This window comes from Micromonospora sp. WMMD734 (genome assembly GCF_049178975.1).
Classification (GTDB): domain Bacteria; phylum Actinomycetota; class Actinomycetes; order Mycobacteriales; family Micromonosporaceae; genus Micromonospora; species Micromonospora wenchangensis.
In genome coordinates this window covers 6,472,176-6,487,984 of the sequence record NZ_JBMHMK010000001.1, presented here as the reverse complement: position 1 = coordinate 6,487,984, position 15,809 = coordinate 6,472,176, and the positions used below count along the sequence as shown (strand labels likewise).

The window sequence follows — 15,809 nt, the reverse complement described above, 5'->3', positions numbered from 1 at the left end:
CGGCCGGCCCGAGCGCCGGCCGGGACGCCCGGGTCACCAGGTGGGGCGTTGCAGCAGGCCGACGAACTCCACCAGCAGCCGTTCCCGCAGCGCGGCGGGGGCGGCGTCGAGCAGGGTGTTCACCACCGCCATCCGGTCCGGCGGTCCGGCACCGAGCCCCAGGCCGGCGGCGAGTCCACCGATCAGGTCCGGGGTGAGCGCCTCCGGGGTCAACGAGCCGGCCAGGGCGACCAGGTCGGCAGAGAGTTCGACCGGCCCGGCCTGACGGGCGGCGGCCACCGCGTCGGCCAGGTCCGGGCCGAATTCGGCCACCCGGGGGGCCACCGAGGCGGTCACCGTGAGGTGCACGCTGACGGGCAGGTCGGCGTACCGGAGCTGGGGCTGGGTGTGCCAGCCCCGGGCAGTCAGCTCGTCGACCAGGACGAACAGGTCGAGCGCCGGGTCGGTGCTGGTGAAGCAGACCACGGTGGCTTCGGGTTCGGCCATCAGCCGCAGCCCGTCGACCCCGCGGACGGCGGCGGCCAGGGTGCCGACCGCGTCCCGGGTGGTGGCGGCCAACCGCAGGTAGCCGTCGTCGCCGAGGTGCCGCAGCGTGGCGTACGCGGCGGCGATCGGGCCACCCGATCGGGTGGAGGCGAGCACCGGGTTGACCATGGTGTAGCCGGGCCAGTCGGCGTACGCGAAGTACTGCGGGGAGCGCAGCGTCGGGTCCCGGTGCAGCAGCACCGACACCCCCTTCGGGGCGTACGCGTACTTGTGCAGGTCGACGGAGATCGAGGTGACCCCGTCGACGGTGAAGTCGAACGGTGGCACCGGCACGCCGAGGCGACGCAGGTAGGGCAGGGTCCAGCCGCCGAAGCAGGCGTCCACGTGGCACCGCACCCCGGCCGCCGCCGCCACCTGCGCGATCCCGGTCACCGGGTCGATCACCCCGTGCGCGTACGACGGGGCGGAGCAGGCCACCAGCACCGTCTGCGGGCCGATCGCGGCGGCCATGTCCGCCACCGACGGGCGCAGCGTGACCGGGTCGACGGGAACCGTGTCCAGGCCGACCCGCAGCAGGTGGGCGGCCTTGGCGAAGGCGGCGTGCCCGCTGGCCGGCACCACGATCCGGGGTGCGGTCAGCTCCGGGCGGGCGTCCCGGGCGGCCTTGACGGCCAGGATCAGCGACTCGGTGCCGCCGCTGGTGACGCTGCCCACCACGTCCGGTGCGGCGCTGCCCGGCCCACCTCCGAGCAGCCCGCCGGCCGCCCCCACCAGCCAGTTCTCCATCGCCAACAGGGACGGGAAGGCGGTCGGATCGAGCCCGTTCACATGCGCGCTCTCCGCGTAGGCCGCCGCCCCCAACTCGTCGAGCCCCCCGACCCCCGGGTCATACACATAGGCGAACAACCGCCCCCCGTGCACCGGCCGATCCCCCACCCGCAACCGCCGAATCTCGTCCAGCACCCGCTCCGCAGGCACCCCGTTCTTGTCGATCATGGACTTGTGGTGGCCTTTCCGTGGGTTTTCGCGGCTTTTGTCCCCGCCACAACTCCATGATCGACGGGGTGGGAGGGGGGAGGGCGGGTGGGGGGAGGCGGGGTGGGTGGGGGTGGGGGGAGGTAGGGGTGGGGGCGGAGGAGGAGGGTGGCGGGGGCGATGAGGAGGGCGGGGACGGCGGTGAAGCCGAGGAGGACGCCTAGGCGGGCGGTGGGGGTTTGGGGGGCGGCGGTGCCGGTGGCTGAGGAGACGTAGCCGGAGAGGGCCAGGACCAGGCCGTAGATGCCGGGGCCCAGGGCCAGGCCGAAGGTCTCCCCGGCAGTCCAGAGGCCGGTGAAGACGCCGGCCTGGCGGCGGCCGGTGCGCGCCGTGGAGGCGGCCACGCAGTCGGGGAGCAGGGCCAGCGCGAAGACCTGCTGGCCGGCGTACCCGACGCCGAGGAGCGCGACCACCGCGTAGACGACGACGGCGGGCAGCACCGGCGCGGCCACCAGGGCCGCCGCGCCGGCGGCCAGCAGCAGCGAGGCGGCCACCAGCGCGGTCTTCTTGCCCAGTCGCGCGCCGAGCCGGGTCCACAGCGGCATCACCAGCAGCGCCGGCCCGACGAAGCAGGCGAACAGCACGGTGGGCCCGGTGGTCGGGTCGCGCAGGATCTGGGCGGCGAAGTAGCTGACCCCGGCCAGGATGGTCGCCACCCCGGCGGACTGGATCACGAAGCAGAGCAGCAGCGCCCGGAACGGCCGGTCCGCGGCGACCACCGCGAGTTGGGCGCGCAGCGTCGGCTCGGTGGCGGTCACCGTGCCGGTCGCCGCAGCACGGGTGCCGAGGAACGCGCCGAGCGCGCCGAGCGCGATCAGCGCGGCGACGAACACCCCCATCCAGCGGTGCCCGGCCACCCCCTCGCCGCCGGCGGTCACCACCACCGGGGCCACCGCGCCGGAGATCAGGATGGCCAGCGCCAGCACCGCGACCCGCCAGCCCATCAGCCGGGTACGCTCCGCCGCGTCGTCGGTCAGCTCGGCGGGCATCGCCACGTACGGCACCTGGAAGAAGGCGAACGCGGTGGCGGTGGCGAGGAACGCGACGGCCACGTACGCCCCGGCGGCCGGCCCGACGCCGAAGGGCGCGGCGAAGATGGCGGCGAAGAGCACCGCCAGGGCGAGCCCGGCACCGAGCAGCCACGGTCGGCGCGGCCCCCAGCGGGAACGGGTGCGGTCGGAGATCCGTCCGGCGACCGGGTTGACCAGCACGTCCCACGCCTTGGGTAGCAGCACCAGCAGGGCGGCCAGCCCGGCGGCCACCCCGAGCGTGTCGGTCAGGTAGGGCAGCAGCAGCAGGCCGGGCACGGTGCCGAACGCCCCGGTGGCCAACGAGCCGAGCGCGTAGCCGGCGTGCACCCGACGCGACAATCCGCCCCCGCCGGCACCAGCCGACCGGGGCGTCCCACCGGCCGACCCGGACGAACCGCTGGCCGACCCGGACAGCCCGGCGATCGACGCAGGCGGATCGCTCGCCGACCCGGGCGGACCGGCGGGTGGGGAGCCGGGCCCGGCCGGCGGCGCGTCCATCGGCCGAATGTTACTCACGTTACCGCCGGGTCACCGCCCCTCATCCGGCCACCATTTGGCGGCATCCAGATCCACCCCGGCCCCCCGCAACGGGCAGCCCTCGGCCCGCAGCAGGGCCCGTGCCCGCGCCTCGTGCCCGGGTGGCAGCCGACCCGCCGCGTTCACCACCCGGTACCAGGGGACCCCGCCACCGTGCCGGGCCATGATCGAGCCGACCAGCCGGGCCGAGGCCCGTCCGGACCGCTCGGCCAGGGCGTCGGCGATCGCCCCGTAGGACATCACCCGGCCCGGCGGAATCCGCTCGACCAGCGCGAGCACCGCCTCCACGTACTCCTCAGGCGTCACGACCGGCCAGGATATGGGAACGCGACGGGGTCCGCCGGCACCGACCGCGCAGAATGGGCGGGTGCGTGAAGCAGTCACCCAGGCCCGACGGATCGTCGTCAAGATCGGTTCGTCCTCGCTGACCACCGCGACCGGCGGCCTGGACGACGCCCGGGTGGACACCCTGGTGGACGCCCTCGCCGCGCTCGCCGCCGCCGGCCGCGAGGTGGTGCTGGTCTCCTCCGGGGCGATCGCCGCCGGGCTCGCCCCGCTCGGGCTCCCCCGCCGCCCGCGCGACCTGGCCACCCAGCAGGCCGCCGCCAGCGTCGGCCAGGGCCTGCTGATCGGCCGGTACGCGGCCGGTTTCGCCAGGCACCGGCTCACCGTCGGGCAGGTCCTGCTCACCGTCGACGACGTGACCCGACGGGCGCACTACCGCAACGCGTACCGCACCCTGCGCAAGCTGCTCGACCTGCGGGCGGTGCCGATCGTCAACGAGAACGACACGGTCGCCACCGAGGAGATCCGGTTCGGCGACAACGACCGGCTGGCCGCCTTGGTCGCCGCCCTGGTCGACGCCGACCTGCTGATGCTGCTCTCCGACGTCGACGCGCTCTGGACGGGCAACCCGACCCGCCCCGGCAGCACTCGGATCACCGAGGTACGCGGCGAGGCCGACCTGGCCGGCGTGGACATCGGCGGGGCCGGCCGGGCCGGAGTCGGCACCGGCGGCATGGTCACCAAGGTCGAGGCGGCCCGGATCGCCACCGGCTTCGGCATCCCGGTGGTGCTGACCGCCGCCCCGCTGGCCGGCGACGCGCTGGCCGGGGAGCCGGTGGGCACGTTCTTCCACCCGGCCCGGCGACGCCCGGCGGCCCGGCTGTTCTGGCTGGCGCACGCCACCGCCCCCCGGGGCCGGCTGCACCTGGACCCGGGCGCGGTGCAGGCCGTGGTGGGCCGGCGCAAGTCGCTGCTGCCGGCCGGGATCACCGCCGTGGACGGCACGTTCACCGCAGGCGACCCGGTGGACCTGGTCGACGTCGACGGGGCGTCGGTGGCCCGGGGCCTGGTCAACTACGACGCGGTGGAGCTGCCCGGACTGCTCGGCCGCTCCACCGGAGAACTCGCCGCGGCACTCGGCCCGGCGTACGAACGTGAGGTCGTCCACCGCGACGACCTGGTGCTGCTGTGACGTCAGGCGTCCCCGCGCGGGCGCTTCCGAAGATCCGAAGGAGTACGCAATGAGCGTCGTCGAGCAGGCCCGGCGGGCCCGGGACGCGGCGGAGGCCCTCGCCGTGGCCACCCGTACGGTCAAGGATGCCGCGCTGCACGCGATGGCCGACGCGCTGGTGACGCGTACGCCGGAGATCCTCACCGCGAACGCGGCGGACCTGGCGGCCGGGCGGGAGGCCGGGCTGAGCGCGGCCGTGCTGGACCGGCTCGCCCTCGACGCGGGCCGGGTGGCCGGCATCGCCGACGCGCTGCGCGAGATGGCCGCGCTGCCCGACCCGGTGGGCGAGGTGGTCCGGGGTTCGACCCTGCCCAACGGGCTGGAGCTGCGGCAGGTACGGGTGCCGTTCGGGGTGGTCGGGATCATCTACGAGGCGCGGCCGAACGTGACCGTGGACGCGGCCGGCATCTGCCTGAAGTCCGGCAACGCGGCGCTGCTGCGCGGGTCGTCCTCGGCGGCGCACTCCAACGCGGCGCTGGTGGCGGTGCTGCGCGACGCGGTCGCCGGGGCGGGCCTGCCCGCCGACGCGGTGCAGTTGCTCGACGCCGGCTCCCGGGACTCGGTCAAGGAGCTGATGCGGGCCCGGGGCCTGGTCGACGTGTTGATCCCGCGCGGCGGCGCGTCGCTGATCCGCACCGTGGTCGAGGAGTCGACGGTGCCGGTGATCGAGACCGGGGTGGGCAACTGCCACGTCTACGTCGACGCCGCCGCCGACCAGGCCAAGGCGGTGGCGATCGCCCTGAACGCCAAGACCCAGCGCCTGTCCACCTGCAACACGGCCGAGTCGCTGCTGGTGCACGCCGACGTCGCCGACGCGTTCCTGCCGGCGGTGCTGGCCGCGTTCGCCGAGGCCGGGGTGACCGTGCACGGCTCCCCCGAGGTCGCCGCGTACTCGCCCGCCGTGGTGCCGGCCACCGACGAGGACTTCGCCACCGAATACCTCAGCGCCGACATCTCCGTCGCCGTGGTCGACTCGCTCGACGCGGCGGTCGCGCACATCCGCCGCTACGGCACCGGGCACACCGAGGCGATCGTCACCGACTCGCAGGCCGCCGCCCGGGAGTTCGTGGCCCGGGTGGACGCGGCGGCGGTGATGGTGAACGCCTCCACCCGGTTCACCGACGGCGGCGAGTTCGGCTTCGGCGCGGAGATCGGCATCTCCACCCAGAAGCTGCATGCCCGGGGCCCGATGGGGCTGCCCGAGCTGACCTCCACCAAGTACGTGGTGACCGGCGACGGTCACCTGCGCTGAGCCGCCCGGCCCCCGCCACGCCCGGGGCCGGGGTCACCAGGTGCCGGGCTCGTCGTCCGTCGGCGGTGGGACCGGCCGGACCCGGCGCACGACAGGTGAGCCGGGTGGCGTCACCGGCGAGCCCATCGGGGCGAGTGGGAGGACCGGGCCGATCGGGCGGCAGGCGCGGATCGCGGTGAGCGTGGTGTGCACGTCGAACTGGTGGCCGTCGTCGCTGTCCCAGCCGCCGTCGCTGCGTTGGGTCTCGGCGAGCCGCTTGCGGGCCGACACCAGCACCCACTGCTCCTCGCCCACCTCGACCCGGCGCAGCGTGGCCGCCAGCGCGGCGGTGTCGGCCGGGGAGAGCTGCGGCATCCGCTCGGCCAGCACCGCCTGGATCCGGGCCGACTCGTAGTAGAGCTGCTGGCGGTGCAGCACGGCCGCGCTCAACCAGCCGGCGGCCAGGAACGACGGCCAGCTGCCGTCCGCGGCGAGCTGCCCGGCCAGGGCCTGCGCCGCCGCCTGCACCACCCCGGCGTACGCGCCGCCGACGCGGTGGTCCAGCGGGCCGGCGGCACGGGCGTCCCGACCGGCGACGCTGAGCCAGAACGCGGCGTTGGCGGAGAGGTAGAGCCGGGCCTCCGGGTCGCCCGGGGTGGCCCACTCGGGGGCGCTGCCGGCCAGCCTCGGGTCCTCGTCCCAGCCGCCGTCGGGCAGTTGCCGGGCGGCCAGCCAGTCCAGGGCGTGCCGGGCCGCCGGCCGGCCGAGCGCGCCGAGGTCGTCCAGCTCGGCGAGACGGAAGCAGGTGGCGTCGATGGAGGGCACGTCACCGCCGAGCATGGCCGGCCAGCCACCGTCGGGGGTCTGCCCGACCTCGGCCGCGTCGAGCAGGTCGGGGGGCACCGGCGCACCGGTGCGCAGCCGGGACAGTCGGGCGCGGTCCACCGCGTCGCCGTGCGCCACGACGAAGCCGACCGCGGCATCCAAGTCCACCACGGCGCTGACGCTACCGGCGCGAACGCGATCCCGCCTCGGGGAATCGGTCGAGGCCGGGGGCGGTTCGGCACCGCCCCACGGCCCCGGCCCAGGTCAGTACGCGGGCAGTGAGGGATCGATCTGCTTGATCCAGGAGAGCACCCCGCCCTGGACGTGCACCGCGTCGCGGAACCCGGCCGCCTTCAGCGCGGCGAGCGCCTCGGCCGAGCGGACCCCGGACTTGCAGTGCAGCACCACCTGCTTGTCCTGCGGGAGCTTCGCCAACGCCTCACCCGAGATGATCTCGCCCTTGGGGATCAGGGTGGAGCCGGGGATCCGGACGATCTCGTACTCGGCGGGCTCCCGGACGTCGACCAGGAAGATGTCCTTGCCGGCGTCCTGCCACTCCTTGAGCTCGGTGGCGGTGATGGTCGAGTCGACGATCGCCTCCTGGGCCGCCTCGGAGACCGCGCCGCAGAAGTCCTCGTAGTCCTCCAGCAGGTCGGTGACCGTGGGGTTCTCGCCGCAGAGCACGCAGTTCGGGTCCTTGCGGATCTTGATCTTGCGGTATTCCATCTCCAGTGCGTCGTAGACCATCAGCCGGCCGACCAGCGGCTCGCCGACCCCGGCGAGCAGCTTGATCGCCTCGTTGACCTGGATCGACCCGATCGAGGCGCAGAGCACGCCGAGCACGCCGCCCTCGGCGCAGGACGGCACCATGCCGGGCGGCGGGGGCTCCGGGTAGAGGCAGCGGTAGCAGGGGCCGTGCTCGGCCCAGAAGACCGACGCCTGGCCGTCGAACCGGTAGATCGACCCCCAGACGTACGGCTTGCCGAGCAGCACCGCCGCGTCGTTGACCATGTACCGGGTGGCGAAGTTGTCGGTACCGTCGACGATCAGGTCGTACTGGGCGAAGATCTCCCGGACGTTCTCCCGGTCCAGGGCGGTGTTGTGGATCTCCACCTGGACCAGCGGGTTGATCTCGCGGATCGACGCGGCGGCGGACTCGGCCTTGGACCGGCCGATGTCGGAGACGCCGTGGATGATCTGGCGCTGGAGGTTGGACTCGTCGACGGTGTCGAAGTCGATGATGCCGAGCGTCCCGACCCCGGCGGCGGCCAGGTACATCAGGGCCGGCGAGCCGAGGCCACCGGCACCCACACAGAGCACCCGGGCGTTCTTCAACCGCTTCTGCCCCTCGACCCCCACATCGGGGATGATCAGGTGACGGGAGTAGCGACGGATCTCGTCAACGGTCAGCTCGGCGGCGGGTTCGACGAGCGGGGGCAACGACACGGTGGACTCCCCGGTGATCGGCTGATGGCGAACCGAGCCATTGTTGCTCGACCGGCCACCCTTCGGCCATGAGCAGTGACACCCCGTCCGACATACGGGAGCGGGAATATCTCAACTGCCGGGTACGAGATCGCCCGCGTACAACGAGCCGTCGACGTACGGCCAGGCGTTCGCCACGCAGCCGTCCAGCCCGTACGTCTGCTGCTGCATGACCGGGGCCGGCTCGCCGGGGCCGGGGCAGGCCTGGTGTTCCTCGCCGAGTTCGTGCCCCACCTCGTGGTTGACCACGTACGTCCGGTAGACCGACAGCGGCGCCCCGTAGTCCGGCACCGCCTCCATCCAGCGGGCCAGGTTGATGACCACCCGACCGGGCAGCCGGCAGGAGGTGTAGCCCTCGGTGTCCAGCCCACCCTCGGCGCACATCCGCTCGGAGGTGGCCGGGGTGGCGAGATAGATGGTGAAGTCGGCGGCGGCGACCTCCGGCACCCGCTGGAACCGCAGTTCGCCCGAGCGGATCCAGCTGTTCGGATCGCCGAGCGTCGCGTCGACGGCGGCGGCGAACGCGGCCACGTCCTGCCCGGTTTCCTGCTCCACCTCGATCCGGTAGCGGTGCAACGGCCCGTCGAAGCCGTACACCTCGGAGCGGCCGTCGGCGGCGGTGAAGCGGCCGGGTCCGCTGCGCGGGTAGGCGACGGTGGTCCGTTCCGCGCGTACCCCGTCGGGCAGCCGGCCGCCGCCGGACCCGTCGGCCACCCGCCCGGCGACCTGCTCGGGGCGGCTCGGGCCGCGCTCCGGGTGGAGGGTGACGAACCCGCCCACGCCCGCGCCGAGCAGGGCCAGGCCGAGCAGGGCGGCCCGTCGACGACGCCGGCGCATCCGCCGGCTGCGGCGCGGCCCGACGCCCGGCTCGCCGTGCCACCATGCGGCGCGCGGGTCGGCGTGACGCGGGCCGGCCCGGTACGGGTCGGCGGCGTACGGGTCGGTGTGACGCCGGTCGGGCCGGCCGGAGTCCGGCGGCTCCGGGCGCTCGGCGGACTCGGTGCTCACCCGGCCAGCATGGCAGACTAATCGGGCATAAACCTGCTATTGCCGCAAACTACGAGAACATGTTTCACTTCTCCGATAACCGTCCGACAGCCGGCACCAGGCCCGGACACCCCCACCGGGAGCTCAGAGCGCCGGGCCGGCATACCGGCGACCGTCCAGGTACGGCCACGGGTTCGCGGTGCAGCCCCGCAGGAACAGCGACTGCTGCTGCATCACCGGCGCCGGCCGACCCGCCCCCGGACACCCCTCGTGGCGGTGCCCCAACTGATGCCCCACCTCGTGGTTCACCACGTACGTCCGGTAGACCGACAGCGGCACCCCGGCCCGGACGAAGTGCGGCACCGACGTCCGCCACCGGTCCAGGTTGATGATCACCTTCCCCGGCGCGCGGCACGACGTGTACGGCACGCCACCGACCCTGATGTCCACACCCCCGGCCCGGCACAGCCGCCCCGCCGTGCCGCGGGTCGCCAACTGCACGGTGAAGTCGGCAGACGCGTTCCCCGGCACCCGGCGCAGCCGCAACCGGCCGCCGTCCACCCAACTCCCCGGCCCGGCCAGGGCCGCCTGCACCTGGTCCGAGAAGGCACGCACGTCCTCGCCGGAGCCGTCCTCCACGGCCACCCGGTAGCGCCGCAGGCCGCCCGACCGGCCCAGCGTCGCCCCCGCCCGGTCGTCGTAGCGGAAGGTGCCCCGGCCCGTCGCCGGCACCGGGCCCGACAGCGCCAACGGCGGCACGGTCCCCGCCGGGATCACGGCACCGGCCGGTACCGGCCGGGCCGACCCGACCCCGCCCGGCGCACCGACCGGCCCGGCCCCGACGACCGGCCCGGCCCCGACGACCGGCCCACCCGCACCGGACGCTGCCCCGGCACCGAACGCCCCGGTGGCACCGGGCGATCCGGCGGTCACACCGGACGCGGGTACGCCGGGCAGGCCGGCCGGGCCCGGCGCGTAACCGTTCGGGCCGCCCGGTGTCGTCGCCGGACCGGCGACGGGCCGGCCGGCAGCCGGCGGCGGGGTGGCGACGGCCAGCCCGCCGGAGGTCACCACCAGCAGCAGGACCACCAGCGCGGTCGGACGCCAGCGGGCGGTGCCGGACGCCGGCCGTGGGAGGAGGATCGGACGCGGGTCACGGGAGGGGAGCGCAGACATCCGGGTCAGGATGCCATGCCGGGAAGCCACCTTCCGTCATCACCGGACCCCGGCGCGTCATCACCGGGTAGGGTCGCGGGACGCTGCGCCGACGGGCCCGGCGTCGACTCGGCCAGCAGGTGCAGCACCGCGCGGGCCACCGTACGCGGCACCTCCAACTGCGCCACGTGTCCGACGCCGGCCAGCATCATCAGCCGGCTGTCCGGGATGACCCGGGCCGTCTGCGGGGCCACCCGCACGTCCACCAACCGGTCCTTCATCCCCCCGACCACCAGCGTGGGCGCCCCGATGCCGGCGGCGATCCGCCACAGCGACTCCGGCCCCGGCAGGTACGACCGCAGGAAACTGGCCACCAGCCCCCGGAACGTGCGCACGTACGCGGCGGCGTAGTGGGGCGCGTCGTAGCGGACCCGGATCTCCTCCAACGCCTCCTGCCGGCGCTGCTCGCTGATCCGGCTCAGGTCGGCCACGCACGCCTCCATCGCCTGCTGGGCCATCACCTCCGGGGCGAGCTGGGCGAGCCGCCAGGCGGCCAGCCGCTCCCCGCGCGGAATGGCCAGCAGCGGCAGCATCCGCCCCTGCAACGAGCGGCCGAAGTTCAGGAACGGCAGCGCCGGCGAGATCAGCGTCAGGGTACGCACCAGGTCCGGCCGGCGACCGGCGACGTACACCGAGACGGCACCGCCCAGCGAGTTGCCGAACAGGTGCACCGGCCCCCGGCCGGAGTGCTCGATCCAGCGCACCACCCGGTCGGCGAAGGCCGGGATCGTGTACCGCAGCCCCGGCTCGCTACGCCCGAAGCCCGGCAGATCGATCGCTTGCCCGTCGAGGCGCTCGGCGAGCAGACCGGCGAGGTCCGTCCAGTTCTGCGACGAACCGCCCAACCCGTGCACGTACAGCGCCGGTTCCGCGTCCGGTCCGGTGGCCGGGGTGTCCCGGACGTAGGTGACCGTGCCGTCGAGGCGTACCGGCCGGCCGGGCCAGGGCGGGGGCAGCCGGTGCGGGGGCAGGTGCTCCTCGGGCCAGAGGGCGGCGCGTTTCATACCGCCAAGTGTTCCCGTTCCGGCCCCGTACCGACAATGTGGCCGGTCAGGCCAGCAGCGCTTCGAGGCGACGGTTGACCGCCGCCAGGGTCGCCCGCACCACCGCCTGGCGTGGGTCCCCGGAGACCAACGCCGACCCGGCCAACTGCTCCACCCAGCCGTCGCAGACCAGCAGCACCACCACGGTCGCCACCTCGCAGTTGCCGAACGGCACCACGGCGGCGTGCTCGACGAAGCACCGCCCCCGTTCGGCGGTGCGCTCGGCGTGCCGCAGCAACTCGTCCACCGCCGCGGCGGCGGCCACCGCGCACAGCCGCAGGACGTACCCGTCCACGGCCGGCCCGGTGGCGTGCCCGGCGGCCGGCTCACCGGCGGTGAGCAGGCGTACCTCGACGTTGGCGTCCAGACCGAAGGTGCTCACCTGGACGTGGTCAATGACCACCCGGGGCCCCGGCACGCCGCCGGTGTCCAGCGGTCGCGAGGGCGCGGTCTCCGTCGTGGTCATCTGCCCGCCCGAGTACGACGCGTTGAGCGTCGCCGGGCTGCCGGTGGGCGGCAGCGCGCCCGGGAGGGTCTCCTCCACGCTGGCCCGTCCCCGGTGCGGGGTCGACTGTCGGCGTCGCCGGGGCACCCCGGACGCCGTCGGTGACTGCTCGGCCGGCGGGTCCTCGGCGTCGCGGGCCGGGCCGCCGGTCGCCGCGTCGGCGCGTACCCCGGTGGCCTGTCGCTCCACGGCGGGCCGGGCGGCCGGGGGCTCCGCCGCCGACCGGGCCGGGTCACCTGCCGGCCGTTCCGCCGGGGTCGGCAGGCCGGCGGCCGGCTCGACCACGCGGGGTTCGCCGGTACGGCGGCGCATCGGCGGCGGCACCGCGGCGCTGGGCTCACCGGACAGGCTCTGCGGTGCGGCGGCGAGCCCCATCCGTTCCTGGAGCAGGCGGGCCACCAGCCGGCTCACCTCCGCCGGGTCAGCCCCGTCGGACAGGTCGAGCCGCAGGCTGTGCGCCCCGGCCGGGGTACGCCGCAACGCCGCGTCGCGGACCCCGGCCACCTCACGTACGGCGTCCAGGATCGCGTTGACGTCGAAGCCCTCGGGGCGTTCCCGCAGCGGCGCCGGCTCGTCGTCGCGGCGCAGGTGGGTGGCGATCCGGGCGAGTTCCGGGGTCTCGGCGGGGGGCTCCACGGCTGGCGGCTCCGGCACGACGGGCACGTCCGGTTCGGCGGGGACGCGCTGCGGCAGCACCGCCGTGCCCCGGTCCGGTCTCCGTCCGTCCACCACCGGCTCGGTCGTGGTCAGCGGATCGGGCGCGGATCGGCGGGCCGCGTAGGGGGGTGCGCTCGTCGGGGCGGGCGCTGCGGGGATCTGGTCCAGCCGGCGTGGCCCGCTCGTGGCGGGGGCACCGGCGGTCGGGAGGGGCTCCGGCGGGTGGCCGGGCAGGTCGGTGGCGGTGGCCGGCTCGGTCGGCACCGACCGGAGCCGGAACGGCTGGTCGGCGCGGCCGGCCGGGGAGGTCGCCGGGCGGGGCGACGGTTCGTCGCGCGGGAGCCGGAACGGCTGCTCGGCGCGGACGGCGGCCGGCAGCGGGGCGGCCCGGTCCTGGCGCAGGCCGGTGGGCTCGTCGCGGGTCAGTGGCACCACGCCCGGCTCGTCGCGGGCGGCGGGCTCGTCCCGGGGCGACGGCGGCGGAACGACAGGCACGTCCCGCGGGGGCGGGGGCACCTCGGTGGGTCTCCCCGTCGACCATCCGGGCCGCTCGGCCGGGTGCAGTCGTTGCAGTGCAGGCGGCTCGGCCGGATGCAGCCGTTGCGGCACGGGCGGCTCGGCCGGATGCAGCCGTTGCGGTGCGGGCGGCTCGGCAGGCGACCGGTCCCGCTCGCCGGGACCGGGCCAGTTGCGCCCGGCCGGGTCCGACCAGTCCCGCTCGGACCGGTCGGCCCAGTCCCGCCCGGCGGGGTCGGACCAGTCCCGCTCCGGTCGGGTGCCCCGCCCGGACCAGTCCGGACCGGCACGGTCGGCACGGTCCCGCTCGGCGCGATCGGCGGGCTCGTGCCGCTCCGGCCGGTCGGCGCGCTCGGACCAGTCCGGTACGGGGTACTCCCCGCTCCGCCCGGACCAGGCTCGCTCGGGGTGGTCGATGCCCGGGGTTCCCGGGGCGACCCGCTCGGCGGCCGGCCGTTCCCGCCCGGACCGCTCGGCGGTGGGCTCCGGCAGGGCCGGCGGGGTGGCCGGTTCGGTTCGGGTCAGCTCGTACGGGCGGGGCACCTCCGAGCGCACCGGCTCGTACGGGCGGGCGGGCTCGGCGCGCACCGGCTGGTACGGCCGGGCCGGTTCGGCGCGCACCGGCTCGTACGGGCGGGCGGCCTCGGCCGACCACTCGGCCGCGCGTTCGGCACGGGTACGTCGGCCGACCGGTGGTTCCTCGTCCCGCGACCAGGAGGGGCCCCAGGTCCCGCCCCAGCTCGGGCGGTTCCAGCTCGGTCCGGACCAGTCCGGCTCGTCCGGCCCGGCGGTCGCCCGGCGCTCGCCGGACGGCGGCTCCCCGGCACCGCGCGCACCGACGCCCCGCTGGTCCGTCCCGGACGGCCCGGTGTCGGCGGTGGGCTCGGGGCGGTCGGCCCCGCGTGGCCCGTCAGGCGCGGAGAAGCGGTCGCGGGGGTCGTCGCCCGGGGAACCGGTGCCGCCCCGCTCGGGCGCGTGGAAGCCGGGGGGCACCTCGAAGCCGGAGGCGGCGGTGCCCACCGGGGGGACCTGCACGGCCGGTGGGGCCGAGGTGGGCAGGTCGCCTGCGGGCCGGTGGGCCGGCCGGGGTGCGGCGGGATCGTCCGAGGAATGCCGGGCGGCCTCCGGGTCGTGCTGCGGCCCGGCCGGGGAGGCCGGCCGGGGGGCCGGCACGACCAGCCGGTCACCGTCGGTGACCCGGGGGTCGGCGGGGTGGCCCGGCCCGCCGGGCGGGGCGCTCACCGGGCGCCGCAGCGGCGCCGGGAAATCCGGTGCCGAGTCGTGACCATTGCGGTGGACCCGACCGTTACGCGGGGACTCCTCGTCTGTCGACGGGGCGGCGAACGGCGCAGGTAGATCACCGTGCCGGGACGGCTGACCACCCCAGCCGCCGGCGGGGTCGGGCCGGTTCCACGGCGACCCGGTCTCCCGGTAACCCGGGGCGTCGACGCCGCCGGACCACCCGGTCGCAGGTGCCCACCCACTGGCGGAGCGGGCCAGGTCGTCGTGCTGACCCGTCCCGTCGCCGTGCTCTCCCGGGGTGGCGGCACCGGGTTGCCCTGATTCACTCACCGCGCGCTCCTTGGTCGCCCCCGCTGAGGCTACCGTGTGGTGACAGTGGCGATAAGTTACAGCGGCGGGCCAATTCCGGGGCCGGGGTGAGTGCCCTGACCGGTACGGGGTAAAAGTGCCGGCTGGAATGACGAAACTCGGAGGTTCCCATGACCGCTGTGGGGAACGGTGCGCAGACTGCCGGCCGGCCCACCCGGCTGCCCCGTTCAGCACGCCGTAAGCAGCTACTCGCGGCGGCTCAGGAGGTGTTCGTGGCGCAGGGGTACCACGCCGCCGCGATGGACGACATCGCCGAGCGGGCCGGGGTTTCCAAGCCCGTGCTGTACCAGCACTTCCCGGGAAAGATGGATCTGTATCTGGCGCTGCTCGACACGCACTGTGACGCCATCGTCGCCAAGGTGCACGAAGCGATGCGCGGCACGAACGACAACAAGGAGCGGGTCGGCGCTTCGGTGCGCGCGTACTTCGACTTCGTCGACCACGAGAGCGAGGCGTTCCGACTCGTCTTCGAATCCGACCTGCGCAACGACCCGGCCGTCCGGCAGCGGGTCGAGCGGGTGGAGCAGGGCTGTATCGCGGCGATCACCGACACCATCATCTCGGACACCGGGGTCAGCCGGGCGCACGCCGAGCTGCTCGCCTCCGGCCTGGTCGGCGCGGCCGAGACGGCCGCCCAGTTCTGGCTGGCCGGCGGCCGGCAGGTGCCGAAGGCCGAGGCGGAGGCGCTGGTCGCGGCGTTGTCCTGGCGGGGTATCGCGAGCTTCCCGCTCCAGGGTGAGTCGGCCTGAACATCCGGCTCCGAGATCGGATAGCCTTCCCAACGGCGGCTATCTCGCCCACCTGAGGAGGCACACGTGGAGGTCAAGATCGGCGTGCAGTACGCGCCGCGCGAGCTGGTTCTGGAGAGCGCGCAGTCGCCGGCCGAGATCGAGCAGATCGTGACCGACGCCTTCGCCAAGGCGGAGGGGACGCTCTCCCTGACCGACGAGAAGGGTCGACGGGTCATCGTGCCGGTCACCAAGGTCGCCTACGTCGAGATCGCCGAGGCGTCCGCCCGCGCGGTCGGTTTCACCGTTCGCTGAACCGGTCCGACCCTGCGGCGGGCACGGCCCGCCGCAGGGCGACCCGGTGACGCGGGTCACATTTTTCACCCCTGCCGAAAAGCCGG

At 75.3% G+C, this 15,809-nt stretch carries 13 protein-coding genes; 4 read left to right on the top strand and 9 right to left on the bottom strand.

The window, feature by feature from the left end:
* Positions 1–33: 33 nt before the first annotated feature.
* From ACN267_RS28240 to ACN267_RS28230, 3 genes are read right to left on the bottom strand one after another with little or no spacing between them, the layout of a single operon-like run.
* The gene (locus ACN267_RS28240) at positions 34–1,482 is read right to left on the bottom strand and encodes a pyridoxal phosphate-dependent decarboxylase family protein (RefSeq protein WP_421490031.1); all 1,449 of its coding nucleotides are present in this window, start codon (positions 1,480–1,482) and stop codon (positions 34–36) included.
* Positions 1,479–3,050 carry an MFS transporter gene (locus ACN267_RS28235; RefSeq protein WP_421490030.1) on the bottom strand — a complete coding sequence of 524 codons (1,572 nt, stop codon included), beginning with the start codon at positions 3,048–3,050 and terminating at the stop codon, positions 1,479–1,481. The genes ACN267_RS28240 and ACN267_RS28235 overlap by 4 nt, the downstream gene beginning before the upstream one ends.
* Before the next feature lie 30 nt (positions 3,051–3,080).
* Positions 3,081–3,395, bottom strand: coding sequence for an MGMT family protein (locus tag ACN267_RS28230; RefSeq protein ID WP_204957656.1), 315 nt, complete (start codon positions 3,393–3,395; stop codon positions 3,081–3,083).
* 13 nt (positions 3,396–3,408) lie between these two features.
* On the opposite strand from ACN267_RS28230, the gene proB reads away from it, so the two are divergent.
* Together proB and ACN267_RS28220 are read left to right on the top strand one after the other, a co-directional pair.
* Complete coding sequence (gene proB, locus ACN267_RS28225) at positions 3,409–4,566, top strand: glutamate 5-kinase (protein ID WP_281902661.1); 1,158 nt, start codon at positions 3,409–3,411, stop codon at positions 4,564–4,566.
* Between the two features lie 49 nt (positions 4,567–4,615).
* Positions 4,616–5,857 (top strand): glutamate-5-semialdehyde dehydrogenase, encoded by a 1,242-nt coding sequence (locus ACN267_RS28220; protein ID WP_204957654.1) that lies wholly within the window; start codon positions 4,616–4,618, stop codon positions 5,855–5,857.
* A gap of 33 nt (positions 5,858–5,890) precedes the next feature.
* Here ACN267_RS28220 and ACN267_RS28215 read toward each other — a convergent pair whose 3' ends face one another.
* From ACN267_RS28215 to ACN267_RS28190, 6 genes are all read right to left on the bottom strand, one after another.
* Complete coding sequence (locus tag ACN267_RS28215; protein WP_204957653.1) at positions 5,891–6,832, bottom strand: prenyltransferase/squalene oxidase repeat-containing protein; 942 nt, start codon at positions 6,830–6,832, stop codon at positions 5,891–5,893.
* 93 nt (positions 6,833–6,925) lie between these two features.
* Positions 6,926–8,107 carry an adenylyltransferase/sulfurtransferase MoeZ gene (gene moeZ / locus ACN267_RS28210; RefSeq protein WP_204957652.1) on the bottom strand — a complete coding sequence of 394 codons (1,182 nt, stop codon included), beginning with the start codon at positions 8,105–8,107 and terminating at the stop codon, positions 6,926–6,928.
* Positions 8,108–8,218: 111 nt separating this feature from the next.
* Positions 8,219–9,154, bottom strand: coding sequence for a DUF3152 domain-containing protein (locus tag ACN267_RS28205; protein WP_421490029.1), 936 nt, complete (start codon positions 9,152–9,154; stop codon positions 8,219–8,221).
* A 123-nt stretch (positions 9,155–9,277) separates the two neighbouring features.
* Complete coding sequence (locus ACN267_RS28200; protein WP_421490028.1) at positions 9,278–10,309, bottom strand: DUF3152 domain-containing protein; 1,032 nt, start codon at positions 10,307–10,309, stop codon at positions 9,278–9,280.
* A 5-nt stretch (positions 10,310–10,314) separates the two neighbouring features.
* Positions 10,315–11,352 carry an alpha/beta fold hydrolase gene (locus ACN267_RS28195; RefSeq protein ID WP_204957650.1) on the bottom strand — a complete coding sequence of 346 codons (1,038 nt, stop codon included), beginning with the start codon at positions 11,350–11,352 and terminating at the stop codon, positions 10,315–10,317.
* A gap of 46 nt (positions 11,353–11,398) precedes the next feature.
* Positions 11,399–14,641 (bottom strand): hypothetical protein, encoded by a 3,243-nt coding sequence (locus ACN267_RS28190; protein ID WP_421490027.1) that lies wholly within the window; start codon positions 14,639–14,641, stop codon positions 11,399–11,401.
* 149 nt (positions 14,642–14,790) lie between these two features.
* Between ACN267_RS28190 and ACN267_RS28185 the strand changes: the two genes are divergently transcribed.
* Entirely contained in the window at positions 14,791–15,429 is a 639-nt protein-coding gene (locus ACN267_RS28185) for a TetR/AcrR family transcriptional regulator (RefSeq protein WP_204957649.1), read from the top strand.
* A gap of 66 nt (positions 15,430–15,495) precedes the next feature.
* Positions 15,496–15,723 (top strand): DUF3107 domain-containing protein, encoded by a 228-nt coding sequence (locus ACN267_RS28180; RefSeq protein ID WP_088644741.1) that lies wholly within the window; start codon positions 15,496–15,498, stop codon positions 15,721–15,723.
* Positions 15,724–15,809 lie beyond the last annotated feature (86 nt).